Source organism: Streptococcus oralis (genome assembly GCF_965111685.1).
Lineage (GTDB): Bacteria > Bacillota > Bacilli > Lactobacillales > Streptococcaceae > Streptococcus > Streptococcus oralis_B.
The window spans coordinates 985307-1009100 of the sequence record NZ_OZ217340.1; the positions used below are offsets into that span (position 1 = coordinate 985307).

Below are 23794 nucleotides of genomic sequence, written 5' to 3' on the forward strand. Positions count from 1 at the left end.
GGAGAGACCAAAAACAGTATTATGCCTTTTCAAGAAAGGTAACTAGTAAAATCAGTGCTATCCTAAGAAACGAATAGGAGGAAACATTATGGGAATGATTGCTAATTATCGATATCTATCTGACAATGAATTAAGCCAAATAGTGCCAGATTCTCGTCAGGAAGAGGAATTGTTTGACTTAGTAGAGGATTCTACTAAGGAAAATGAGACGTTGATAGATATTGACAAAATGTGGGACGCCTTACTCTTTGTTATGACAGGCTTTAGTAGTTCAGAATTTATGGATGACGATCCTTTGAGAGAAGCTGTATTGGGAGTGACCCCTTTAGAAAATGTGTCAGAATATATAGCCTATACTGAAAAGTCAAAGATAGCTGAGATTGTTCAAGCTTTAGAGAATTTTGACATGGATAGGGCTAGGGCAGACTTTAGCATGGAAGCATGCAAGAAGGCAGAGTTATACCCTGACATTTGGGATTATCTTGAAGAAGAGGAAGAAATCAAGGATGATATTCGAACCAGCTTTGTAAAAATGAAAGACTTTTACAAGAAAATCTTAGATCTCAAGGGAAATGTCTTAGTGATTATTTGTTAAGTGCTTTTACCAACTGTTAGTCAGGTGCGTGATGAATGCACATTTAGAAAATCGTACACTTGATGATTTGTCTGGTGAAGGAAATATTTCACCGTGTAGTCGGACGGGATAGATAGAAATTGGTTATAGAACGTGTAACCTTAATAATTTTTAAAATTTAAGATGGAGGATTAAAGAGATGGGAAAAATTGAATGGGACAAGGTAAAGACTCGCTTAGATGCTTTGCTCGTCATTGATGAGTATCGAACAGATCCAAACAAGACCTGGCTTCGATTGATCAGTAAGACTGAGGAGAGCTATGGAATCCATTATCTCATCGACAACGGTTCTGGCGATTCTCTAGATGTGATATTTACTGATAAAATGATCCTTATAAAGGGCTTTGATCATGAAAGCAGTTTGAGTCAATTTGCTGCGGATGAGTGGAATCAAGACATCATAGACGGATTTTATAAAGGACTGGATGAAAAGTATCAAAACCTATACTCAGAAGAACAAAAAGATGAAACAACCTTCTTTATCTGGTATGACGGTCAAGAGCATCAAAATACCTATCAAGAGCAGGATGGTGGTGAATGGTTATTATCCTACTTCTTTGATAGTTTTGAGCGATTTCATGAGTTTGTGACGTATTACTATTCAATTACCGTAGATGAGGACTTACTTAGAAAACTTTACAATCAAGGTCAGCTTTCAGAAGTAGAATTGGAGCAGTTGATTCGAACTTCCTAGCTGGAAATACTTATAAAATATGATGAAAAGAACTGATTTTCGATATCAAGTCATACTTGAAGAATTATTGAAGCAGCTAGTGATTGTAGTTTCTTTTTTCTTATGCAGATAACGATTTAAAACGATTTCTTTTTATTGTTGAAAGATATTTCACGAACAAAAAACAAGATTATTAAAAAAAAGTTTAACAAAATCCTTTACAAGCTCTTATAAACATGATATAGTTATAAGGCTTAGAAAATGAGATGATGTTTTCTAGCAAATATAAACCCGAGTAAAAAATGCCTACGGACAGGCAGGGTTGAATGCCGAAGCGTGGTTGAAAAGCCACATTATTGATAGGGTTAAAAGCCTACTTTTATAAGTTGATGTTAGGACACTTGTCCTAATTCATAAATTTTTAGTGTGGTGAAAGCACACGTCATCTTGTGAAACGATCAATAAAGTACGTAATATTTGCTACTAGAGAGTTAGGAAACATCGGGAACAGACATACTCAACAGAAACCAAAATACACACGTCAGAAGATTGCAGAGCAGGTGAAAACCTGCTCTTTTTTCATAAGTCAACCTTTAGTCACCTTTATCTTCTTGAGGTGCTAAAAATATGGTAAAGGAGTATGTCTTGAAGAAGTTAGATCAAAACCAAGCCCCAATTTATGAGGCCTTGGTCAAGCTACGCAAGAAAAGGATTGTCCCCTTTGATGTGCCAGGTCACAAGCGTGGACGGGGAAATCCTGAACTTGTCGAACTGTTAGGAGAAAAATGCGTTGGTATCGATGTCAATTCGATGAAACCTTTGGATAATCTAGGTCATCCCATTTCGATTATTCGGGATGCTGAGGAATTGGCTGCAGATGCTTTTGGTGCAGCCCATGCCTTTCTCATGATTGGCGGTACAACCTCATCAGTTCAAACCATGATTCTTTCGACTTGTAAGGCAGGAGATAAGATTATTCTGCCACGAAATGTCCACAAATCTGCTATCAATGCGCTGGTTCTATGCGGTGCTATTCCCATCTATATCGAGATGAGTGTGGATCCTAAAATTGGCATCGCTTTAGGTCTTGAAAATGACCGGGTGGCCCAGGCCATTAAGGAACATCCAGATGCCAAGGCAATTTTGATTAACAATCCTACTTACTATGGGATTTGTTCAGACCTCAAGGGTTTAACGGAAATGGCTCATGAAGCGGGAATGCTGGTTTTAGTGGATGAAGCCCATGGAGCGCATTTGCATTTTACAGACAAATTGCCATTGTCTGCTATGGACGCTGGAGCTGATATGGCGGCGGTCTCTATGCATAAGTCTGGCGGGAGTTTGACCCAAAGCTCCATTTTACTTATTGGAAATCAGATGAATCCTGAGTACGTTCGTCAGATTATCAACCTGACCCAGTCGACATCTGCCTCTTACTTGTTGATGGCTAGTTTGGATATTTCTCGACGGAACTTAGCTCTTCGTGGCAAAGAGTCTTTTGAGAAAGTCATTGAGCTATCCGAATACGCTCGTCGTGAAATCAATGCTATCGGTGGCTACTATGCCTACTCAAAAGAGCTCATAGACGGTGTGTCGGTTTGTGATTTTGATGTGACCAAGCTGTCCGTTTATACTCAGGGTATTGGGCTAACAGGGATAGAGGTTTATGACCTCTTACGGGATGAATATGACATTCAGATCGAGTTTGGTGATATCGGCAATATCTTGGCCTACATTTCCATTGGTGACCGCATCCAAGACATCGAGCGTTTGGTCGGTGCTTTAGCTGATATCAAGAGACTCTACTCAGGAGATGGGAAAGACTTGATTGCTGGAGAATATATCCAACCCGAGTTGGTGCTGTCTCCACAAGAAGCCTTTTATTCAGAGAGAAGAAGTTTGACCCTGGACGAATCTGTTGGACAAGTCTGTGGAGAATTTGTCATGTGCTATCCTCCAGGGATTCCTATCTTGGCTCCTGGTGAACGAATTACACGAGAAATTGTAGACTATATCCAATTTGCCAAGAAACGTGGTTGCTCCCTCCAAGGGACGGAAGATCCTGAGGTCAATCACATCAACGTCATTAAAAGAAAGGAGAACTAGATGGATTTATGGTTTTCTGAAGTTCATACTCCAGATGTCAAATTGTCCCTGAGGACAGCCAAGCAACTCTATGCTGGAAAAAGTGAATGGCAGGATATCGAAGTCTTGGATACGCCAGCTTTTGGAAAAATATTAATCTTAAATGGTCATGTCTTGTTTTCAGATGCGGATGATTTCGTATACAATGAAATGACTGTTCACGTTCCCATGGCTGTTCACCCGAATCCAAAGAAAGTCTTGGTTATTGGGGGTGGTGACGGTGGTGTTGCACAAGTTTTAACACTCTATCCTGAACTGGAGCAAATCGATATTGTGGAACCAGATGAGATGTTGGTTGAGGTCTGTCGTGAGTATTTCCCAGACTTTGCTGCGGGGCTAGATGATCCTCGTGTTACCATTTACTACCAAAATGGGCTACGCTTTTTACGAAACTGTGAAGATGACTACGATATTATCATCAACGATGCGACGGATCCCTTTGGACATACGGAAGGGCTCTTTACCAAGGAATTTTACGGCAACAGTTACAGAGCCTTGAAAGAAGACGGCATCATGATCTATCAGCATGGGAGTCCCTTCTTTGACGAGGATGAGTCAGCTTGCCGTAGCATGCACCGCAAGGTCAATCAAGCCTTTCCAATCAGTCGAGTCTATCAGGCCCATATTCCAACTAGCCCAGCTGGTTATTGGTTGTTTGGATTTGCATCTAAAAAATACCACCCTGTCAAAGATTTTGACAAGGAAGGCTGGAAAAAACGCCAGCTTTTCACAGAATACTACACTGCAAACTTACACGTGGGAGCCTTCATGTTGCCCAAGTATGTTGAGGACATTTTAGAAGAAGAGGAAGGAAAAAAATGAGTCGTTTACTAGTTATTGGATGTGGGGGCGTTGCCCAAGTTGCTATTTCAAAGATTTGCCAAGATAGTGAAACCTTCACAGAGATTATGATTGCTAGCCGTACCAAGTCAAAATGCGATGACTTGAAGGCTAAATTAGAAGGCAAAACAAGTACAAAGATTGAGACAGCTGCCCTTGACGCTGACAAGGTTGAAGAAGTGATTGCTTTGATTGAAAGCTACAAGCCAGAAGCCGTTTTGAACGTAGCTTTACCATACCAAGACTTGACCATTATGGATGCTTGTTTAGCGACTGGAGTTCACTATATCGACACAGCTAACTACGAAGCTGAGGATACAGAAGATCCTGAGTGGCGTGCCATCTACGAAAAACGCTGCAAGGAACTTGGTTTTACAGCCTACTTTGACTACTCATGGCAGTGGGCTTATCAAGAAAAGTTCAAAGAAGCAGGTCTGACTGCCTTGCTTGGTTCTGGTTTTGACCCAGGTGTGACCAGCGTCTTTTCTGCTTACGCCCTTAAACACTATTTTGATGAAATCCATTATATCGACATTTTAGACTGTAATGGCGGTGACCACGGTTATCCATTTGCGACAAACTTTAACCCAGAAATCAATCTTCGCGAGGTTTCTGCGCCAGGTTCTTACTGGGAAGATGGAAAATGGGTTGAAGTCGAAGCTATGTCTATCAAGCGTGAGTATGATTTCCCTCAAGTTGGACAAAAAGACATGTATCTCCTTCACCATGAAGAAATTGAATCACTGGCTAAAAACATTCCAGGTGTTAAACGCATTCGTTTCTTTATGACCTTTGGGCAATCTTATCTAACGCACATGAAATGCTTGGAAAATGTCGGACTCCTTCGTACGGATACCATTAACTTTAACGGCCAAGAAATTGTGCCAATCCAATTTTTGAAAGCCTTGCTTCCAGATCCAGCCAGCCTTGGACCACGTACTGTTGGTAAAACCAATATCGGTTGTATCTTTACAGGTGTCAAAGACGGTATTGAAAAGACCATCTACATCTACAATGTTTGCGACCATCAGGAATGTTACGCAGAAGTTGGTTCACAAGCTATTTCTTACACAACAGGCGTTCCAGCCATGATTGGGACAAAATTAGTTATGAATGGTACTTGGAAACAACCTGGAGTTTATAACCTTGAAGAATTGGATCCAGATCCATTCATGGAAGCATTGAATGAGTACGGTTTGCCTTGGGTTGTGGTTGAAAATCCACAAATGGTGGACTAATGAAGCTAGAACAAGTACCCACACCAGCTTACGTCATTGACTTGGCAAAGTTAGAAGCCAACTGCCGTATTCTACAATATGTTCAAGAAGAAGCCGGTTGCAAGGTTTTACTAGCCCAGAAGGCATATTCCCTCTACAAAACCTATCCCTTGATTAGCCAGTACCTATCTGGTACAACTGCAAGTGGTCTCTATGAAGCTAAGCTGGCTAGAGAAGAATTCCCGGGAGAAGTTCATGTCTTTGCGCCCGCTTTCAAGGATGCGGACTTGGAGGAATTGCTTGAGATAACGGACCATATCGTTTTTAACTCTGAGAGACAATTGCGTAAACATGGGCCTCGTTGTCGTGAGGTTGGTATTAGTGTCGGTTTGCGTCTCAACCCACAGTGTTCAACTCAAGGAGACCACGCGCTCTATGACCCTTGCGCACCAGGTTCTCGTTTTGGTGTGACACTTGATAAAATTCCTAGTGATTTGTTGGATTTAGTGGACGGACTTCATTTTCATACCCTTTGCGAGCAAGGTTCAGATGATTTAGAGACAACTTTGAAAGCAGTAGAAGAGCAGTTTGGTTCTTACTTACATCAAGTTAAATGGCTAAATATGGGTGGCGGACATCATATCACAAGAGAAGACTATGATGTGGATTTACTGATTTCTGAAATTAAGCGTATCCGAGAAACTTACAATCTTGAGGTCTATATCGAGCCGGGTGAAGCTATTGCGCTCAATGCTGGTTATCTAGCAACTGAAGTATTGGATATTGTCGAAAACGGTATGGATATCTTGGTTTTAGATGCCTCCGCGACCTGCCATATGCCAGATGTACTTGAAATGCCCTATCGTCCACCTTTGAGAAATGGATTTGAGGCTCAGGAAAAAGCCCATACTTATAGACTTTCTTCCAATACCTGTCTGACGGGTGATGTGATTGGTGATTATAGTTTTGAAAAGCCAGTTGAAATTGGAGATAGACTCTATTTCGAAGATATGGCTATTTACTCATTTGTCAAAAATAATACCTTTAACGGCATTGGGCTTCCAAGTTTGTATCTCATGGATAAAGAGGGGAATTGCAGTCTAGTTAAAGCATTTGGCTATCAAGACTTTAAGGAGAGATTATCATGATGGACAGTCCAAAGAAATTAGGCTATCGTATGCCTGCAGAATACGAACCCCATCATGGTACCCTCTTGATATGGCCAACTCGACCAGGATCATGGCCTTTTCAAGGAAAAGCTGCTAAAAGAGCATTTAGCCAGATTATCAAGACCATAGCCCAAGGGGAAAGGGTTTATCTTTTGGTGGAGCAGGACGATCTATCTGAAGCCCAAGACTACCTTGGAGATAGCGTTGTTTATCTAGACATTCCCACCAATGATGCCTGGGCGCGTGATACAGGTCCGACTATTCTCGTAAATGATAAAAGAGAAAAATTGGCAGTCGCTTGGTCTTTTAATGCCTGGGGTGGTGCTGTCGATGGTCTTTATCAAGATTATGATGATGATGACCAAGTAGCGAGTCGTTTTGCTGAGTCCTTGGAAATGCCTGTCTATGATGCTAAACCTTTTGTACTGGAAGGCGGCGCAATCCATAGCGATGGTCAAGGAACCATTCTTGTGACTGAAAGTTGTCTTCTAAGTCCTGGACGCAATCCCCATCTCAGTAAAGAGGAAATCGAAAACACCTTATTAGAGAGCCTTGGCGCTGAAAAAGTTATCTGGCTTCCTTATGGTATTTATCAGGACGAAACCAACGAACACGTTGACAATGTTGCCGCTTTCGTTGGTCCTGCAGAGATTGTCTTGGCTTGGACAGATGATCAAAATGATCCTCAGTATGCCATGTCTGCAGCTGACCTTGCCCTTTTAGAGAAGGAAACGGATGCAAAAGGGCGTCCCTTTACTATTCATAAGCTTCCTATCCCAGCGCTTCATCAAGTTGTAACCGAAGAAGATTTGCCAGGCTACATCTATGAAGAAGGGGAAGAAGAGCGTTATGCAGGTGAACGTCTTGCAGCTTCCTATGTCAATTTCTATATTGCCAACAAGGCTGTCCTTGTTCCTCAATTTCAAGATAAAAACGACCAAGTTGCCCTAGATATCCTCAGCAAGTGTTTCCCAGACCGTAAAGTTGTCGGAATACCAGCAAGAGACATTCTTTTAGGTGGTGGCAATATCCACTGCATTACCCAACAAATCCCAGAATAGGAGAACAAGATGAGAAATGTTAGAGTTGCAGCGATCCAGATGCAATGCGCCAAGGATGTAGCAACAAATATCCAAACAGCGGAACGTTTAGTTCGCCAAGCTGCAAAACAAGGCGCACAAATTATTCTCTTGCCGGAGTTGTTTGAACGTCCTTATTTTTGTCAGGAACGCCAGTATGACTACTACCAGTATGCCCAGTCGGTGACAGAAAATACAGCCATTCAGCATTTTAAGATGCTTGCTAAGGAACTACAGGTTGTTTTACCAATCAGTTTCTATGAAAAAGATGGTAATGTCTTGTATAACTCTATTGCTGTCATTGATGCAGATGGGGAAGTGCTGGGTGTTTATCGAAAGACCCACATACCAGATGACCATTATTATCAAGAAAAGTTTTATTTCACACCTGGCAACACTGGTTTCAAGGTCTGGGATACTCGCTATGCTAAGATTGGGATTGGTATCTGTTGGGATCAATGGTTTCCTGAAACAGCGCGTTGTCTTGCGTTAAATGGTGCAGAATTGCTCTTCTATCCTACAGCCATCGGTTCAGAGCCAATTCTGGATACAGATAGTTGTGGTCACTGGCAACGTACTATGCAAGGTCACGCAGCAGCGAATATTGTCCCAGTCATTGCAGCCAATCGTTACGGTTTGGAAGAAGTCACTCCTAGCGAGGAAAATGGTGGACAGAGTTCCATTCTTGACTTCTACGGTTCCTCCTTTATGACGGATGAAACAGGAGCTATTTTAGAGAGGGTTGAAAGACAAGGTGAGGCTGTTCTGTTAGCAACTTATGACCTTGATAAGGGAGCAAGCGAACGCCTCAACTGGGGACTGTTTCGAGATAGAAGACCAGAAATGTACCAACGAATTACGGACTAGAAGGTAAATTTCATAATAAACTTTTGATATTCACGCCTGTCTTACAAAAATGTAAGATAGGCTTTTTAAATGTAAGATGGGTGTACGATTATACGTAGAAATGTATGCTATACTCTATGTAGATCAAAAAGAAAGAGGTTTATTATGAATAAATGGAATGCGACACAGTTGAAATACCTGATGGCGGCAGTAATGGTTCTAGACCATATCCCTCATATCACGGGAATCGTTTCTCCTCTGTGGGAAGGTATCTTTCACGCCTTGACCCGTTGTGTAGGAGTTTGGTTTGCCTATATGGCTATGGAAGGCTTCATCCATACTCGAAATTTGAAAAACTACCTCATCCGCCTTTGGAGTTGGGCACTTATCATGTTTGCTGGAAATAGCCTACTCAATGCCCTATTTGCATCCAAAGGAGTAATGGTAAATAACAACATTTTCCTGACTTTGGCCATCGGTGTCACCATGCTTTGGATTGGTTTTCCCAGAAAAGAGTTGGATAAAAAGGAGAAGTTGTGGCGTCGGATTGGAGTTGCTGGGCTCTTGATTTTCGGTTGTCTTTTTACTGAGGGTGGTATCACCATGCTACCATTTCTCTTGATTAGTTACTCTTGTCGAAATCGCAAGGGCTTGCGAAATCTCCTCTATGCCTTTCTGTGGGCCTTCTTGTTAGTGACTTCCATCCAAATTTACGACACTTGGCACCAAACACTGGAAATGATGCTTTTCAATTCTGACTGGCTCTTTGTCACCGTCTTTCCTTTTATGGCCTTGTATAATGGACAGCGAGGAACGGAAACCAGTTGGAGTAAATATTTCTTTTATATTTTCTACCCAGCTCATTTATGGATTATAGCCTTGATTGCTTATTGGGTTAAGTAAATTCAATATTCGTTAGCTCCTTCTTGCTTAAAATGTGAGAGGAGCTTTTCTGTATCTGGAATTCCTAACAAAACATGTTATAATAGTTTTAGAAAGGACGAGGTTTATGGCGAACATACTTGTAATTGAAGATAATAATGAAATCCAGGAAATTTTAAGAACCCTTCTTACAGAGGAACACGAGGTGATTCAAGCCTTTTCTGGTACGGAAGGTATCATGCAATTTGATAGAGGTGGCATTGATCTCGTACTGCTAGATATCATGCTTCCAGGGAAAAATGGCGACCAAGTCTTGCAAGCCATTCGACAAACTAGTCAGACTCCAGTTATCATGCTCACTGCTTTGAGTGATAAAAAGCTTATCAGCCAATATCTATTAGACGGTGCCAATGATTACATAGTAAAACCCTTTGATTTGAACGAAGTCTTTGCCAGAGTCACTGTACAGTTACGCCAAAGTGCAGAAAAACAGCCTATGGAAATAGAAAAAAACGAAAATCTGACACATAACTTAAAAAATATCCAGTTTGATGCGGATAGTTTTGAAATAAGCAATTCTACTGAAACTATTCGCCTTGCAAAGAAAGAGTGTCAAATTCTCCAAATGTTGCTCCATTATCCTAAAAAAATCTTCACCAAAGAAGAACTCTATGAGTTGATTTGGGAAGAAAGTTACCTGCCTGGAGACAATACGCTCAACACCCATCTAAGCAATCTCCGTAAAAAACTGTATCAACTGGATCCAAATCATGAGTACATTGAAACCATTTGGGGAGTTGGTGTTCGATTAAAAGGAGACAAATAATGATTTACATTTTGATATCAATATTGCTCCTCATTAACATCATTTTATCAGTGTCTTTGATTCGCTATCATCTAGCAGTTAGAGATTTAAGCAAACAAATCGAAGAGAAGATTCGCTCTGGTAGCATGAAGAGGATCGGGGTAAATTTCTTTTCAAAGACCATTTTGCGTCTACATAACCAAATTGAGAATCTATTTCAAGAAGTGGAGCAAAACCAGCTAATCATGAAGCGTGAAAAACGCACCCTAGATATGGCAATCAGTAACATTGCTCACGATATTCGGACACCTTTGACAATCGCTTCAGGATATACTCAGCAACTAATAAAACACCCCGATAATAGTCAGGAAACTTTAAGCAAAATAGCCCATCATCAGGATTTGGTTTCCAAACGTTTGGAAGCTCTTCTTGAATACCGTCATTTGATGGAAGGAGCAGTCAAACCGAAACTGGAAGAGCTTGATTTATCAACTTTTATAACGAAAAAGACTTTAGCTTATTACGACGTTTTTCAATCTTCAAAGATTGTTCTTGATTTTAACGTTGAACCAGGATTGAAAACGACGACTGATGAGGACTTGCTTGATCGAATTATCCAAAACCTCCTTGGAAATGTTCTTAAGCACGGCAAGGAGAAGGCTCGACTTTCTTTGAAAAAGGAAGAAAATAGGCTTGTTTTACAAATCGATAATCTTGTCAAAAAACCTATCAAAAATATAGACAATCTCAGCAATCGTTTTTATTCTGAAAATCTATCAGATACAGAAGAATCCTCTGGTTTAGGTCTTTATATTACTGAGGAATTAGTTCATCTTCTTGGAGCGGATATGAAGCTAGCCACTGATGGAGAATGGTTTTCAGTCTTTATTTATTTTTAACAGAAGAAACCTCCTCTATAAGTTTAGAGGAGGTCCTTTTTATAAGCTTTTCTTCTTGAAAACAGTCAGTCCACTGAAAGAGAAGAAAAGTATGACCGTTACGCAAATCGTGATGGTATAGAGAATAGCTTGACTATTAGTAGTCATAGCATAGGCAAAATCTAGAATTAAATATCGTAGAATTTCAATGTCTGGGAAAACAAGCATTGGCATAGAAAGTATGATAGAGCTAATCAGATAACCAATAAATACGGCAAGATAAGAATGAGTTAGGTAGAGAATAAAGGAAACAATCGAAAGCCAAGCGAGAAGGCAGAGAAATTGAAGGGAAATCGTCAAGAGGAGATTAGTAACAAAACCATCAGGCATTGTACCAAGTCCGTTTAGTAGGGTTGAGGGAACAAAAGCAATCACAAGGCTGGCGATGAGTTGCAAGAGAGCGATGCTTGCTAGTACAAAGGATTTAGCAAGGAAAAACTCTGTACGAGAAACACCAACAGTCAAACTATTTTTATAAAGCTTGCCGATTAGATCAACTCCGAGAACGAGACATGCTAGAACAATGCAGAGAAAAACGAGGTTTGAACCATTGCTAGACGCGTTGATAAGAGCTTGGATGCCGTCCCAACCTTTGGTCGGAAATTCTGTTTCAGGTGTGGTATTTACTGATATCAGATGTCCTGTAGCTCCGATAGTAGCACCCATTAACATGAGAGCAAAGAGAATGAATTCTGTAATCCAGAATCCTTTGGATCGGAAAAGACGGTAAAAATCTGCTTGAATGGTGTGTATCATGATTTTTCTCCTATTCTACTAATTGGGTGAAGTATTCTTCTAGGTTTTGACGGGCAAAGTAAATCTCATCAATAGCAACATCGGCCAAAGTTAGTTGCTTAAGAATCTGTTTGACATCTTGTTCATTACCAAAGATATGGATTTCATTTTCAGGATTGACAACCTTAAATTGGAGTTGGATTTGTTCTTTCAATACCTGACAAGCTCTTTCTTTATCGCTTGTTCTAAGCACAATATAATCCTCACTTAGTGTTTCAAACTCAGCTTTACTTATTTCACGGATAATCTTACCTTGATCCAGAATACCAAAGCGATTAGCTAAGAGATAGAGTTCTGACAAGATATGGCTAGAAATGAGGATAGTTATGCCTTTTTCTTGATTGAGCCGCTGGATCATGAGACGAAATTCTTTGATCCCAATTGGGTCGAGACCGTTAATGGGTTCATCAAGAATCAGGAAATCAGGTTTAGATAGGAGGGCAATGGCGATGCCAAGTCTTTGTTTCATTCCTAGCGAGAAATCACGAAAGACTTTTTTACCTGTATTTGACAAACCTACATAATCCAGTGTTTCTTGAATGACTTTATCAGCATTTGGAATATGACGTATCATACAATAATATTTCAGATTCTGGTATGCTGTTAAGTGATTCTGGGCTACAGGTGATTCGATAACAGAACCGACTCGAGATAAAGCCTTGGTCCACTCATTTTCTTCTTGACTAGAAAAGAGGGAAACTGTACCTTTGTCCGCAAACAATAATTGTGCAATGATTTTGATAAGAGTGGTTTTACCTGCTCCATTTTTTCCAATTAGACCATAAATATCTCCCTCTTTTATCGTTAGACTAAGATCTTGAAGAATAGCTTGTTGGCCGAATTGTTTGGTCAGTCCATGAATTTCGAGTACTGTTTTCATGATTTTCTCCTTTTGATTTATTTTTCTAACTTTAGTATAAGGTATAGAAATCAAAGAAATATCAAGTAATTCTAAAGAGTTTCTAAAGTTTTGTGATTCTTAAAAAAAAAAACCCAGTTGACATGAACTGGGCTTCTCAATTATAAAATATACTTCTCAATCGCACGCGCAACGCCGTCTTCTTCGTTGCTGGCTGTAACGTCATTAGCAAGGGATTTGACATGGTCACTGGCATTTCCCATTGCAATGCCCAGTCCTGCAAACTGAAGCATTTCGATATCGTTATTGGCATCGCCCATGGCTATAATTTCTGAGGGCTCGATCTTCAAAATCGCAGCTAGTCGAGAAAGTGCAGTAGCCTTGGTAGTTCCAAGTGGCATGGCTTCATAAATGACAGGCTGCGAACGAACACCACTGAATCGTTGGCAGAGTTCCTTGGCAAACCGCTGCTCAAAATCGTCTGTTTGTTCTTCGTTGCCCAAAAACATGCCTTGGAACATGCGATATTTGCCACTAGTGGCTTCCTCAAGGGAAATTTCAGTCAGGTCTGAAAAAACAAGTTTGGCATCATTTTGAACGATTTGATTAGGCTTACCACCGAGGACAAAATAATGTTCTTCATCAAAAAGAGTCAACTGGACGTCGCTTTTTTCAGCTAGGTCATAGAGGTATTCGATATCAGCTGGGCTGAGTTCTTGCCAGTCAACTAGACTCCAGTCACTGGTCTGATGGGTTGAGCAACCGTTATTGACAATGACGTACTCGTTCTGGAGGTCAAGTCCTAGTTGTTTATAGTAGGGGAGAACACCGAAAAGCGGGCGACCTGTACAGAGAACCAGTTTGACACCTTTTTCTATGGCCTGATGAATGGCAGTGATGTGGGCTTGTGGGATTTCCTTGGCTTCGTTAAGGAGGGTTCCGTCCATATCCAAGGCTAGTAGTTTAATCATAAGACTTCCTTTTCTATGTGTTTTGCTTTTATTATAGCATATAGACTATAAAATGTCTGACAGAATTGTAACATTTCACTTTCCTTTTCTTGAAAAACAAAATAAATTCTTATATAATATGTATACTTAATATCTAAGGAGAAATAATGTCAAAGTATCACTTTAATTCAATTTACAAAAATGATGAAACAGAGTCTACAGGTCTTCTGTTCATCAAAGTTTACAACAAGTGGGAAAGTAACTTAAAAAGAGTCTTGAAATCAGTTGGTCTCACTTTGCCCCAATTTATCGTTTTAACCTCGCTCTTGTTTCTGAGCAATAGAGAGAAATATGTAACGCAAGTTGATATCGCTCGGTTCACTGGTATGGATGTCATGACGGTTTCCCAGATTGTTAGACTACTAGAGAAGAAGGACTACATTAGACGAGATCAACATCCAAAGGATAGTCGGGCAAAACTGGTCTCAGTGACGAAGTCTGGCGCAGAGAAGGTTAATCAAGCTTTACCCTTAGTAGAAGGGGTTGATGAAGAATTTTTTGAAAAACTATCTGACGATAGAGAATGTTTTAATCACATGTTAGTAGAGTTGGAGGATAAAAATGCCTAGATATTGGGTTGGAGTTGTTTCAAAGAACCATGTTTTAAGAGGAGTTGAAGGAAATTTTTGTCAGGTCTGTCATGGAAAGGGCGGCCCCTTAAACCGTATGAAAAAAGGAGACTACTTTTTATACTATAGCCCAAAATACGATATGAACGGTCAAGATAAGTTACAAGCTTTTGTGGCCGTAGGTAAGATTATAGATGACAATGCCTATCAAGTAGAGCAGTTTGAAGGATTCTTTCCCTTTAGACGAAATGTCGAGTATTATCTACCATTCAAAGATTGTTCCATAGAAATAGCCAGACAGCATCCTGAATGGAGAGACTATACTTCTCGACTTCGTTATGGACATTTTGAAGTTTCCAAAGACTTTTTCCTCTATATCTTTCAGCATATGAAAGTGGATGATGAAGCATGATTGATTTCCTAGTTAAATGATTATCAACTAGAATTTTGGATTTGGACTGTGAAGCGAACTTTGCTATAATAGAGTAAGAAACTTTGATAAACCAAACGAGGCTGAGATGAAATTACTTTATACTGATATTCGGACTTCTTTGACAGAAATCTTGACCAGAGAGGCGGAGGAGCTGGTTGCTGATGGCAAGCGAGTCTTCTACATCGCACCCAACTCTCTTTCTTTTGAAAAAGAACGCGCCGTGCTGGAATGCTTTTCCCAGCAGGCTTCTTTTGCGATTACCGTCACGCGTTTCGCACAAATGGCTCGTTACCTGGTTTTAAATGATTTGCCAGTTAAGACGAGTCTAGATGACATCGGTCTTGGGATGGCCTTTTATAAATGTCTTGCGGAACTGGACTCCAAAGAGTTACGAGTTTATGGTGCGATTAAACAGGACCCTCATTTTATCCAGCAGCTGATTGAACTTTATCATGAGATGACGACTGCTCAGATGAGCTTTTTAGACTTAGAAAGTTTGAGTGATGAGGACAAGCGAGCAGATTTACTCTTGATTTTTGAGAAAGTAACAGCCTATCTCAATCAAGGTCAGTTGGCTCAGGAGAGTCAGTTGTCTCAATTGATTGAGGCTATTGATAATGACAAGGTAAGTAGTGATTTTAGTCAGATTGCCTTGGTTATTGACGGCTTTACCCGTTTTTCTGCCGAGGAAGAGCGTGTAGTGGATCTACTCCATCGCAAAGGTGTCGAGATTGTCATTGGTGCTTATGCAAGCAAGAAAGCCTATATCAGTCCGTTCACTGAAGGGAATCTCTACCAAGCCAGTGTGGAATTTCTTCATCATTTGGGGGCAAAATACCAAACACCTGCTCAGGATCGTTCTCAGACACATGAGAAAATGGATAGTTTTGACAAGGCCTCTCGTTTGCTGGAGTCTTCTTATGATTTTTCAGAACTTGCTTTAGATGTAGATGAGAAGGACAGTGAAAACCTGCAAATCTGGTCTTGTTTGACGCAAAAAGAGGAGTTGGAGCTGGTGGCTCGCGCTATTCGTCAGAAATTACATGACAATCCAGATCTGAGTTACAAGAATTTCCGTATTCTCTTAGGGGATGTAGCTTCTTACCAGCTATCGTTGAAAACCATTTTTGACCAGTACCAGATACCATTCTATCTTGGTAGAAGTGAATCCATGGCTCACCACCCTTTGACTCAGTATGTCGAATCTATTTTGCGTTTGAAACGCTACCGTTTTCGTCAGGAGGATTTGATTAATCTCCTCAGAACTGGTCTGTATACTGACCTTAGCCAAGCGGATATTGATGCTTTTGAGCAATATCTCCGCTATCTTGGCATCAATGGCTTGCCAGCTTTTCAGCAGACCTTTACTAAATCCCACCATGGAAAATTTGATTTAGAGCGTTTAAATGCTCTTCGTCTGTGCGTTTTGGTGCCACTTGAAACCTTATTTGCCAGTCGGAAGCAAAAGACTGAAAATCTCTTGCAAAAGTGGAATACTTTTCTAAAAAATGCTGCTTTAAGCAAGCAGGTGCAAGAATTGACAGCTACTATGGAAACTCTAGAACAGGAAAGACAAGCCGAAGTTTGGAAGGCTTTCTGCCATATTTTAGAACAATTTGCGACCGTTTTCGCTGGTACACAGGTTAGTCTAGAGGATTTCCTAGCCTTGCTCCATTCTGGAATGAGCTTATCCCAGTATCGTACCATTCCAGCAACTGTTGACACCGTTCTGGTGCAGAGTTATGATCTGATTGCTCCTCTGACTGCTGACTTTGTCTATGCCATTGGGCTGACTCAGGATCATTTACCAAAAATTGCGCAAAACACCAGTCTTTTGACAGACGAAGAAAGACAAAGCCTAAACCAAGCAACTGAGGAGGGAGCGCAATTACTGATTGCAAGTAGCGAAAATCTCAAGAAAAATCGCTATACCATGCTTTCTTTAGTCAATTCCGCTCGTAAGCAGTTGGTGTTGTCATCACCAAGTCTTCTTAATGAAAATGAGAGCAAGGAATCGGCCTATCTTCAGGAACTGGTGAGTTTTGGATTTAGCCGGATAGAGAAGAAGATTCATCAAAAAGGTCTGTCTAAGGATGATATGGGTTCTTATCACAGTCTCTTGTCTAGTCTAGTTGCCTATCATCAGCAGAGTGAGAAGAGTGATAGGGAGCAAGATTTGACTTTTGTCAAGGTTTTGGCTCGTGTCATGGGGAAAAAACTTGATCAGAAAGGTCTTACAAATCCTGCACTCCCAACTAGCCCAAGTAGCAAGCCATTAGAGAAAGAGACCTTGCAGGCTCTCTACCCTGCTGACAAGGAGTTTTACCTGTCTACGTCTGGTTTGACAGAGTTTTATCGCAATGAATACAGTTATTTCCTCCGTTATGTTTTAGGCTTGCAGGAGGAATTGCGCCTGCGCCCAGATGCTCGCAGTCACGGAAATTTTTTACATCGTATTTTTGAACGTGCCTTAAAACTGCCTGCAGAAAATCCGTTTGACCACCGTCTGGAACAAGCTATTAAGGAAACCAGTCAAGAACGGGAATTTGAAGCTATTTATCAAGAAAGTTTGGAAGCTCAGTTTACCAAGGAAGTTCTGCTTGATGTCGCGCGGACAACTGGTCATATCCTTCGTCATAATCCAGCCATCGAAACCATCCAAGAGGAAGCAACATTTGGCGGCAAAGATCAGGGCTTTATTCAGTTGGATAATGGTCGCAGTGTCCATGTGCGAGGTAAGGTGGACCGGATCGATCGCCTGAAAGCTGATGGAGCGCTGGGAGTGGTAGACTACAAGTCTAGTTTGACCCAGTTCCAGTTTCCTCATTTCTTTAATGGCCTTAATTCCCAACTGCCAACTTATCTTGCTGCCCTAAAAAGAGGAGGGGAGCAGAACTTTTTCGGAGCTATGTACCTAGAAATGGCTGAATCTGTCCAATCTCTGATGGCTGTTAAAAGTCTGGCAGGAGCAGTAGCAGAAGCCAGCAAGTCTATGAAATACCAGGGACTCTTTTTAGAGAAAGAAAGCAGTCACTTGGGCGAATTTTACAACAAAAACAAGGCTAATCAGCTGACAGACGAGGAGTTCCAGCTCTTATTGGACTACAATGCCCATCTTTATAAGAAAGCAGCAGAGAAGATTTTAGAAGGCCATTTTTCCATCAATCCATACACAGAGAATGGCAGAAGTATTGCCCCGTACGTTCAGCAACACCAAGCCATTACAGGATTTGAAGCCAATTACCACTTGGGTCAAGCTCGTTTCCTAGAGAAGTTAGACTTAGCTGATGGCAAGCGCCTAGTCGGAGAAAAACTCAAGCAAGCTTGGTTTGAAAAAATGAGAGAGGAGTTGAACCGATGAAGCCCATTTCCTTTTTAACTGAGGAAGAAATTCAAAAATTACAAGAAACAGAAGCGAGTTCAAGCAAGGAACAGAAAAGAACTGCCGAGCAAATCCAAGCTATTTATACTGCTGGGCAAAATATCCTAGTCTCAGCGTCTGCTGGTTCAGGGAAAACCTTTGTCATGGCAGAGCGTATTCTGGATCAGTTAGCGCGTGGTGTCGAAATTTCTCAACTCTTTATCTCGACCTTTACCGTCAAGGCTGCTACAGAGCTTAAGGAACGTTTGGAGAAAAAAATCGGCCAACAAATCCAAGAAACCGATGATGTTGATCTCAAACAACACTTGGGACGCCAGTTGGCAGACCTGCCAAACGCTGCCATCGGAACCATGGACTCCTTCACGCAAAAATTCCTTGGCAAGCATGGCTATCTGATTGATATCGCACCGAACTTCCGTATTCTGCAAAATGAAAGTGAACAGTTACTCTTAAAGAACGAAGTTTTTCATCAGGTTTTTGAAGACCATTACCAAGGTGAGAATAAAGAGAAATTTAGTAGTTTGGTGAAGAACTTTGCTGGGCGTGGCAAGGATGAAAGAGGTCTGCGCCAGCAAGTCTACAAAATTTATGATTTCCTTCAATCCACCAGCAGTCCACAAAAATGGTTGAGTAACTCTTTCCTCAAAGGGTTTGAAGAAGCTGACTTTGTAATTGAAAAAGACAAACTTACTGAACAAATCAAACAGGCGCTATGGGATTTGGAAAGCTTTTTCCGTTATCATCTGGATAATGATGCTAAAGAGTTTCCCAAAGCTGCCTATTTAGAAGCTGTTCAACAGGTTCTGGATCAAATTGGCTCCTTAAATCAAGAGTCCGATAACCAGGCTTATCAAGCAGTGCTTGCTCGTGTTGTTGCCATCTCTAAGGAGAAAAATGGTCGCGCTTTAGCTAACTCTAGTCGTAAAGCTGATTTGAAGCCACTGGCTGATGCCTATAATGAGGAGAGAAAATCCCAGTTTGCAAAACTTGGACAACTAGCAGACCAGAAAACGATTCTCGACTATCAAGAGCGTTATCATGGAGACACCTGGGATCTAGCTAAAACCTTCCAAACCTTTATGAGCGATTTTGTGGTAGCTTATCGTGAACGTAAACGTCAGGAAAATGCCTTTGAATTTGCTGATATCAGTCATTATACCATCGAGATTCTAGAAAATTTCCCACAAGTCCGCAAGGCTTATCAGGAACGATTCCACGAAGTCATGGTCGATGAGTATCAGGATACCAACCATATTCAAGAACGAATGTTGGAATTGCTGTCGAATGGTCACAATCGCTTTATGGTTGGAGATATCAAGCAGTCCATCTACCGATTCCGTCAGGCAGATCCGCAGATTTTCAATGAAAAATTCCAACGCTATGCGCAAAATCCTCATGAAGGCAAGTTGATCCTCCTCAAGGAAAATTTCCGTAGTAGTTCAGAAGTTCTGTCAGCAACCAATGATGTTTTTGGACGCCTTATGGACCAAGAGGTCGGCGAAATCAACTATGATAGCATGCACCAGCTTGTTTTTGCCAATAGCAAACTAACTCCCAATCCAGACAACAAGGCAGAATTTCTCCTCTACGATAAGGACGACAGTGGACAAGAGGAGGAAGAGAGCCAACTAGAAACAAGGCTCACAGGCGAAATGCGCTTAGTCATCAAGGAAATCCTGAAGCTCCATCAAGAGAATGGTGTAGCCTTTAAGGAAATTGCCCTTTTGACTTCCAGTCGTAGTCGAAACGACCAGATTCTCCTCGCCTTGTCTGAGTACGGAATTCCAGTTAAAACCGACGGCGAGCAAAATAATTATCTCCAATCCCTAGAAGTGCAAGTCATGTTGGATACGCTTCGTGTCATCCACAATCCTCTGCAAGACTATGCTTTAGTTGCTCTGATGAAGTCTCCTATGTTTAGCTTTGATGAGGACGAGTTGGCACGCTTGTCTCTTCAGAAAGCAGAAGATAAAATTCAAGAAAATCTCTATGAAAAACTGCTCAATGCTCAAAAACAAGTAGCTAGCCAGAAAGAGTTAATTCATACAGCTCTAGCGGAAAAATTAAATCAGCTCATGGATATTTTGGATTCTTGGCGCTTGTATGCCAAAACCCACTCCCTCTATGACTTGATTTGGAAGATATACAATGATCGTTTTTACTATGATTATGTTGGAGCCTTGCCAAACGGACCTGCTAGACAGGCTAATCTCTATGCCCTAGCTCTGCGCGCTGACCAGTTTGAAAAGAGTAATTTTAAGGGCTTATCTCGTTTTATCCGTATGATTGACCAAGTCCTAGAAGCTCAGCATGACCTCGCAAGCGTAGCTGTCGCACCGCCTAAAGATGCCGTGGAACTCATGACTATTCACAAGAGCAAAGGGCTGGAGTTCCCTTACGTCTTTATCCTCAATATGGATCAGGACTTCAACAAGCAAGACTCGATGTCAGACGTCATTCTCAGCCGTCAAAATGGACTTGGTGTCAAATACATTGCCAAGGTGGAAACAGGAGCAGTGGAAGCACACTATCCTAAAACCATCAAACTCTCTATTCCCAGCCTTACCTATACCCAGAATGAGAAAGAACTGCAATTGGCTAGCTATTCTGAACAGATGCGTCTGCTGTATGTTGCCATGACGCGAGCTGAGAGAAAACTTTATCTTGTCGGTAAGGGTTCTCGTGAAAAGCTGGAAGCAAAGGAATATCTAACAGCTGAAAACGGAAAACTAGATAGCAATACCAGACTTCAAGCCAAGAATTTCCAGGACTGGATATGGGCGATTAGTAAAGTATTTGCTAGAGACAATCTCAACTTTAGTTATCGTTTCGTTGGTGAAGACCAGTTGACTAGAGAAGCTATTGGCCAGTTGGAAAACAAGAGTCCTCTACAAGATAGTTCTCAAGCAGACAATCGTCAGTCAGAAACCATCAAAGAAGCCCTTGAAATGCTAAAAGAAGTAGAAGTCTATAATACTCTTCATCGTGCGGCTATTGAACTTCCTAGCGTCCAAACTCCTAGCCAAATCAAGAAATTCTACGAACCAGTTATGGATATGGAAGGGGTACAAATTGCTAACCAAACCAAATCACCAGAGAAGCAAATCAGCTTCGATTTACCAGTTTTTTCAACTAAAGAAAAGGTAACTGGAGCTGAGATTGGTAGTGCAACCCACGAACTCATGCAGAGAATTGACCTTAGTCAGCAACCAACACTTGCCACTCTGGAAGAAACTCTGCAACAAGTTCAAGCTAGTCCAGCTGCTAGAAACAAGATTAATCTTTCTAAAATCCTAGCATTCTTTGATACAGCACTTGGTCAAGAAATTCTCGCCAATACAAATCATCTCTATCGAGAGCAACCTTTCTCCATGCTCAAACGAGACCAAAAGAGTCAAGAAGACTTTGTTGTCCGTGGAATCTTGGACGGGTATCTGATTTTCGAAGATCGTATCGTTCTTTTTGACTATAAGACTGACCGTTATGATGAGCCAAGTCAACTCATTGAACGCTATCGTGGGCAGTTAGCGCTCTACGGAGAAGCCTTATCACGAGCCTATTCGATTAAAAATATTGAAAAATACTTGATCTTACTTGGCAAAGACGAGGTTAAAGTTGTAAAAGTATAATCTAGAAAGGAAACCTCATGCCACTTCCAGTTAGAAAATCCCTGCATGACGCAGTTTTACAGGCTTCAAAAGCTGATACTTGGGATCAAGCTACCAAGGAATGGAATGAAGTTTCCTTGATTTTTAATGGCATTAGCCGTAGTAATTGTATCTGCGGAAATGCCATTAAATACTCTTACGAACTCTTTAACAGTGTTACAGGTCAACACCTCTTTCCGATTGGTAGCGATTGTGTTCGTCATTTTCATCGACTGACTTTAGACCAGCAACTGGAAGAGGAAGAAAAACTTTTCAGAAAGCTTGAAAATCTGACTAGAAAAGTCAAGAAAAAGGAAAAAATCAAGGTTAATAAAAGCGACTTTGACGAACGACTTCTAAAATGGTTTTGGAAAAAAGGTGTTTTCAAAGCCAATCGTGGCAATCAATTCGCGCCTGAGAGAGACTATCAGCTCTTCCTAGAGGTCTTTCAAGGTGGAAGTTGGACCAAGGCAGACCCCAAAAAGAAGGCGCGTCTGGAAGAAGTCCTTGAAAAATGTATCAAACCATTTCTACTTGGAAAGTCTGATGATCAACTATACCTTATCAAGCTAGGTAAAGAGAAAATCGATTACGAGCAGCATTTACGGATTCAAGCGGAGAAAGAACGCAAGAAAAGAGATAAAGTCGCCAAGCAATACGCTGACAACCTCATTCTTGCCATGGGACCTGCAGAACGAGCCTATCAAGATTACTTTGGTTTTACAGAAACCTTGACCCAAGAAGAACGAAAATGGGAGAAAATCCTCTTTGGAAAAAATAGAGACGAACGGGCTATCAAGGCTAAGCAAAACCAGAAGGAGCTGGAAAAGGATCAGCGAATTGCAAATCAAGATCCTATTGAACGAAAGCAGAAGCAGACTTGGCTTCTTAATTCTTATTTTCGGTATTTACCTGATGAAAAAGCTAGATTTTCTCGACTCTTATTAGAGTATCAAAAAAGTGGAGAAGTACCCTTTTCAGATGATTACTTATCTGAGCATCTCATCGACTTTTTCTACAAGATGAAAACTTTTGAGTTTGAAATCTCACCAGAACAAGTCCGCGATTTTCTAAAAGAATGCCTTCAAGCAGAACATCTATCATCAGCACAAGAAAGCTGGATTAGAGGGATTTTGACAAATTGCCTTCACCCGTTTCTAGATAGATTGCTCATATAGAAAAAATCCTACCTTGTCTATGCATGGTAGGATTTATGTATCTCCAAAGATGTACTGGTAAAGTTGGACGACTTTCTGAAAACACTGTGTGTCCATTCTTGTTATTTTTTGAGCATTACGCATCCGAAAATCAAAGGTATACAGTTGAAATGGATTGACAGCGCCATCTACCTTATCCGACGAGACAGGAACAAGCAAGCCTTTTTCTGCCAACCGTTGTTGGCCGTGAGTGATAGGACAGACAGCTACAAAACCAGTTTGCAAGGCATATTCTCTCCTAGAAACGACCAAGGCAGGTCGCCGTTTCTGGATTTCTCGACCGACTGATGGATCAAAGTCCAGCCAAATGATATCCTGCTTTTCAGGAATATAGTCAGATTTCGCTATCAAGTGACCCTACCCCTTCAAAATCGTTTGTCATTCTCAAATCAGTAATCCCATCAAAAGGATCTTTCAGTTTTGGAGCTAAGACAATGACTCCGTCAATCCCTTTGTAGACAACCATTTCTTGACCTTCTGTCATACCTAAATTTTTAGGAATGGTCACAGTGAGAGAGTTTCCCACCTTTCGAGTCTTTACTGTATTCATTGCTCTACCTCCACGAATTAGTATACACTAAGTATATACCCGAAAACAAAAAAAGTCAAGTAAATCCTTACTGGTATCAAGGATGTTTCGGACCAATACTATTT

At 41.0% G+C, this 23794-nt stretch carries 21 protein-coding genes; 16 read left to right on the forward strand and 5 right to left on the reverse strand.

The genetic code is table 11. The features are described from left to right. Nucleotides 1–88: 88 nt before the first annotated feature. The 11 genes from ACLV7H_RS05205 to ACLV7H_RS05255 all read left to right on the forward strand — a co-directional run bounded on the left by ACLV7H_RS05205 (nucleotide 89) and on the right by ACLV7H_RS05255 (nucleotide 11189). Nucleotides 89–595, forward strand: coding sequence for a YfbM family protein (locus ACLV7H_RS05205; protein WP_411866552.1), 507 nt, complete (start codon nucleotides 89–91; stop codon nucleotides 593–595). A gap of 178 nt (nucleotides 596–773) precedes the next feature. Next, entirely contained in the window at nucleotides 774–1328 is a 555-nt protein-coding gene (locus ACLV7H_RS05210) for a hypothetical protein (RefSeq protein WP_411866553.1), read from the forward strand. Between the two features lie 624 nt (nucleotides 1329–1952). Continuing rightward, nucleotides 1953–3413 carry an aminotransferase class I/II-fold pyridoxal phosphate-dependent enzyme gene (locus tag ACLV7H_RS05215; RefSeq protein WP_411866554.1) on the forward strand — a complete coding sequence of 487 codons (1461 nt, stop codon included), beginning with the start codon at nucleotides 1953–1955 and terminating at the stop codon, nucleotides 3411–3413. Then, nucleotides 3414–4274 carry a polyamine aminopropyltransferase gene (gene speE, locus ACLV7H_RS05220; protein WP_000366713.1) on the forward strand — a complete coding sequence of 287 codons (861 nt, stop codon included), beginning with the start codon at nucleotides 3414–3416 and terminating at the stop codon, nucleotides 4272–4274. It abuts the gene before it with no gap. Beyond that, the gene (locus tag ACLV7H_RS05225; protein ID WP_112443581.1) at nucleotides 4271–5530 is read left to right on the forward strand and encodes a saccharopine dehydrogenase family protein; all 1260 of its coding nucleotides are present in this window, start codon (nucleotides 4271–4273) and stop codon (nucleotides 5528–5530) included. Before speE ends, ACLV7H_RS05225 begins: the two co-directional genes overlap by 4 nt. Beyond that, nucleotides 5530–6657, forward strand: coding sequence for a carboxynorspermidine decarboxylase (nspC, locus tag ACLV7H_RS05230; protein WP_411866555.1), 1128 nt, complete (start codon nucleotides 5530–5532; stop codon nucleotides 6655–6657). Before ACLV7H_RS05225 ends, nspC begins: the two co-directional genes overlap by 1 nt. Then, nucleotides 6654–7739 carry an agmatine deiminase gene (aguA, locus tag ACLV7H_RS05235; protein WP_411866556.1) on the forward strand — a complete coding sequence of 362 codons (1086 nt, stop codon included), beginning with the start codon at nucleotides 6654–6656 and terminating at the stop codon, nucleotides 7737–7739. The genes nspC and aguA overlap by 4 nt, the downstream gene beginning before the upstream one ends. Before the next feature lie 9 nt (nucleotides 7740–7748). Continuing rightward, entirely contained in the window at nucleotides 7749–8624 is an 876-nt protein-coding gene (aguB, locus tag ACLV7H_RS05240; RefSeq protein WP_411866557.1) for an N-carbamoylputrescine amidase, read from the forward strand. A gap of 144 nt (nucleotides 8625–8768) precedes the next feature. Then, nucleotides 8769–9506: a TraX family protein gene (locus ACLV7H_RS05245; protein ID WP_411866558.1), complete on the forward strand. Its 738-nt coding sequence runs from the start codon at nucleotides 8769–8771 to the stop codon at nucleotides 9504–9506. A gap of 106 nt (nucleotides 9507–9612) precedes the next feature. Continuing rightward, nucleotides 9613–10311: a response regulator transcription factor gene (locus ACLV7H_RS05250; protein WP_411866559.1), complete on the forward strand. Its 699-nt coding sequence runs from the start codon at nucleotides 9613–9615 to the stop codon at nucleotides 10309–10311. After that, nucleotides 10311–11189 carry a sensor histidine kinase gene (locus tag ACLV7H_RS05255; protein WP_045591360.1) on the forward strand — a complete coding sequence of 293 codons (879 nt, stop codon included), beginning with the start codon at nucleotides 10311–10313 and terminating at the stop codon, nucleotides 11187–11189. The genes ACLV7H_RS05250 and ACLV7H_RS05255 overlap by 1 nt, the downstream gene beginning before the upstream one ends. 39 nt (nucleotides 11190–11228) lie before the next feature. On the opposite strand, the gene ACLV7H_RS05260 is transcribed toward ACLV7H_RS05255, so the two are convergent. The 3 genes from ACLV7H_RS05260 to ACLV7H_RS05270 form a co-directional block, all read right to left on the reverse strand. After that, nucleotides 11229–11984, reverse strand: coding sequence for an ABC transporter permease (locus tag ACLV7H_RS05260; RefSeq protein WP_411866560.1), 756 nt, complete (start codon nucleotides 11982–11984; stop codon nucleotides 11229–11231). Nucleotides 11985–11994: 10 nt separating this feature from the next. Then, nucleotides 11995–12903, reverse strand: a complete 909-nt coding sequence (locus ACLV7H_RS05265; protein ID WP_411866561.1) for an ATP-binding cassette domain-containing protein — start codon at nucleotides 12901–12903, stop codon at nucleotides 11995–11997. Nucleotides 12904–13043: 140 nt separating this feature from the next. After that, nucleotides 13044–13853: a Cof-type HAD-IIB family hydrolase gene (locus ACLV7H_RS05270; RefSeq protein ID WP_411866562.1), complete on the reverse strand. Its 810-nt coding sequence runs from the start codon at nucleotides 13851–13853 to the stop codon at nucleotides 13044–13046. 146 nt (nucleotides 13854–13999) lie between these two features. On the opposite strand from ACLV7H_RS05270, the gene ACLV7H_RS05275 reads away from it, so the two are divergent. The 5 genes from ACLV7H_RS05275 to ACLV7H_RS05295 all read left to right on the forward strand — a co-directional run bounded on the left by ACLV7H_RS05275 (nucleotide 14000) and on the right by ACLV7H_RS05295 (nucleotide 23101). Continuing rightward, entirely contained in the window at nucleotides 14000–14461 is a 462-nt protein-coding gene (locus ACLV7H_RS05275; RefSeq protein ID WP_411866563.1) for a MarR family winged helix-turn-helix transcriptional regulator, read from the forward strand. After that, a complete protein-coding gene (locus ACLV7H_RS05280; RefSeq protein WP_411866564.1) occupies nucleotides 14454–14873 on the forward strand; it encodes an EVE domain-containing protein in 420 nt (139 codons plus the stop codon). The genes ACLV7H_RS05275 and ACLV7H_RS05280 overlap by 8 nt, the downstream gene beginning before the upstream one ends. A gap of 106 nt (nucleotides 14874–14979) precedes the next feature. Continuing rightward, a complete protein-coding gene (gene rexB, locus ACLV7H_RS05285; RefSeq protein WP_411866565.1) occupies nucleotides 14980–18255 on the forward strand; it encodes an ATP-dependent nuclease subunit B in 3276 nt (1091 codons plus the stop codon). Beyond that, nucleotides 18252–21905 carry a helicase-exonuclease AddAB subunit AddA gene (addA, locus tag ACLV7H_RS05290; protein ID WP_411866566.1) on the forward strand — a complete coding sequence of 1218 codons (3654 nt, stop codon included), beginning with the start codon at nucleotides 18252–18254 and terminating at the stop codon, nucleotides 21903–21905. The genes rexB and addA overlap by 4 nt, the downstream gene beginning before the upstream one ends. A 17-nt stretch (nucleotides 21906–21922) precedes the next feature. Then, on the forward strand, nucleotides 21923–23101 hold the full coding sequence (locus ACLV7H_RS05295) for a hypothetical protein (RefSeq protein WP_411866567.1): 1179 nt from the start codon (nucleotides 21923–21925) through the stop codon (nucleotides 23099–23101). 33 nt (nucleotides 23102–23134) lie between these two features. Here ACLV7H_RS05295 and ACLV7H_RS05300 read toward each other — a convergent pair whose 3' ends face one another. Both ACLV7H_RS05300 and mazE read right to left on the reverse strand, forming a co-directional pair. Further along, entirely contained in the window at nucleotides 23135–23491 is a 357-nt protein-coding gene (locus ACLV7H_RS05300; RefSeq protein ID WP_000560798.1) for a type II toxin-antitoxin system PemK/MazF family toxin, read from the reverse strand. Then, nucleotides 23475–23690, reverse strand: coding sequence for a type II toxin-antitoxin system PemI/MazE family antitoxin (mazE, locus tag ACLV7H_RS05305; protein ID WP_045591346.1), 216 nt, complete (start codon nucleotides 23688–23690; stop codon nucleotides 23475–23477). Before mazE ends, ACLV7H_RS05300 begins: the two co-directional genes overlap by 17 nt. Nucleotides 23691–23794: the final 104 nt, after the last annotated feature.

Bases quoted from the DNA above. Each gene is read 5' to 3' on its own strand.
- speE (WP_000366713.1), top strand. From the start codon at position 3,414: ATGGATTTATGGTTTTCTGAAGTTCATACTCCAGATGTCAAATTGTCC.
- addA (WP_411866566.1), top strand. From the start codon at position 18,252: ATGAAGCCCATTTCCTTTTTAACTGAGGAAGAAATTCAAAAATTACAA.
- nspC (WP_411866555.1), top strand. From the start codon at position 5,530: ATGAAGCTAGAACAAGTACCCACACCAGCTTACGTCATTGACTTGGCA.
- rexB (WP_411866565.1), top strand. From the start codon at position 14,980: ATGAAATTACTTTATACTGATATTCGGACTTCTTTGACAGAAATCTTG.
- ACLV7H_RS05210 (WP_411866553.1), top strand. From the start codon at position 774: ATGGGAAAAATTGAATGGGACAAGGTAAAGACTCGCTTAGATGCTTTG.
- ACLV7H_RS05275 (WP_411866563.1), top strand. From the start codon at position 14,000: ATGTCAAAGTATCACTTTAATTCAATTTACAAAAATGATGAAACAGAG.
- aguA (WP_411866556.1), top strand. From the start codon at position 6,654: ATGATGGACAGTCCAAAGAAATTAGGCTATCGTATGCCTGCAGAATAC.
- mazE (WP_045591346.1), bottom strand. From the start codon at position 23,690: ATGAATACAGTAAAGACTCGAAAGGTGGGAAACTCTCTCACTGTGACC.
- ACLV7H_RS05250 (WP_411866559.1), top strand. From the start codon at position 9,613: ATGGCGAACATACTTGTAATTGAAGATAATAATGAAATCCAGGAAATT.
- ACLV7H_RS05265 (WP_411866561.1), bottom strand. From the start codon at position 12,903: ATGAAAACAGTACTCGAAATTCATGGACTGACCAAACAATTCGGCCAA.
- ACLV7H_RS05225 (WP_112443581.1), top strand. From the start codon at position 4,271: ATGAGTCGTTTACTAGTTATTGGATGTGGGGGCGTTGCCCAAGTTGCT.
- aguB (WP_411866557.1), top strand. From the start codon at position 7,749: ATGAGAAATGTTAGAGTTGCAGCGATCCAGATGCAATGCGCCAAGGAT.
- ACLV7H_RS05245 (WP_411866558.1), top strand. From the start codon at position 8,769: ATGAATAAATGGAATGCGACACAGTTGAAATACCTGATGGCGGCAGTA.
- ACLV7H_RS05255 (WP_045591360.1), top strand. From the start codon at position 10,311: ATGATTTACATTTTGATATCAATATTGCTCCTCATTAACATCATTTTA.
- ACLV7H_RS05270 (WP_411866562.1), bottom strand. From the start codon at position 13,853: ATGATTAAACTACTAGCCTTGGATATGGACGGAACCCTCCTTAACGAA.
- ACLV7H_RS05260 (WP_411866560.1), bottom strand. From the start codon at position 11,984: ATGATACACACCATTCAAGCAGATTTTTACCGTCTTTTCCGATCCAAA.
- ACLV7H_RS05280 (WP_411866564.1), top strand. From the start codon at position 14,454: ATGCCTAGATATTGGGTTGGAGTTGTTTCAAAGAACCATGTTTTAAGA.
- ACLV7H_RS05205 (WP_411866552.1), top strand. From the start codon at position 89: ATGGGAATGATTGCTAATTATCGATATCTATCTGACAATGAATTAAGC.
- ACLV7H_RS05295 (WP_411866567.1), top strand. From the start codon at position 21,923: ATGCCACTTCCAGTTAGAAAATCCCTGCATGACGCAGTTTTACAGGCT.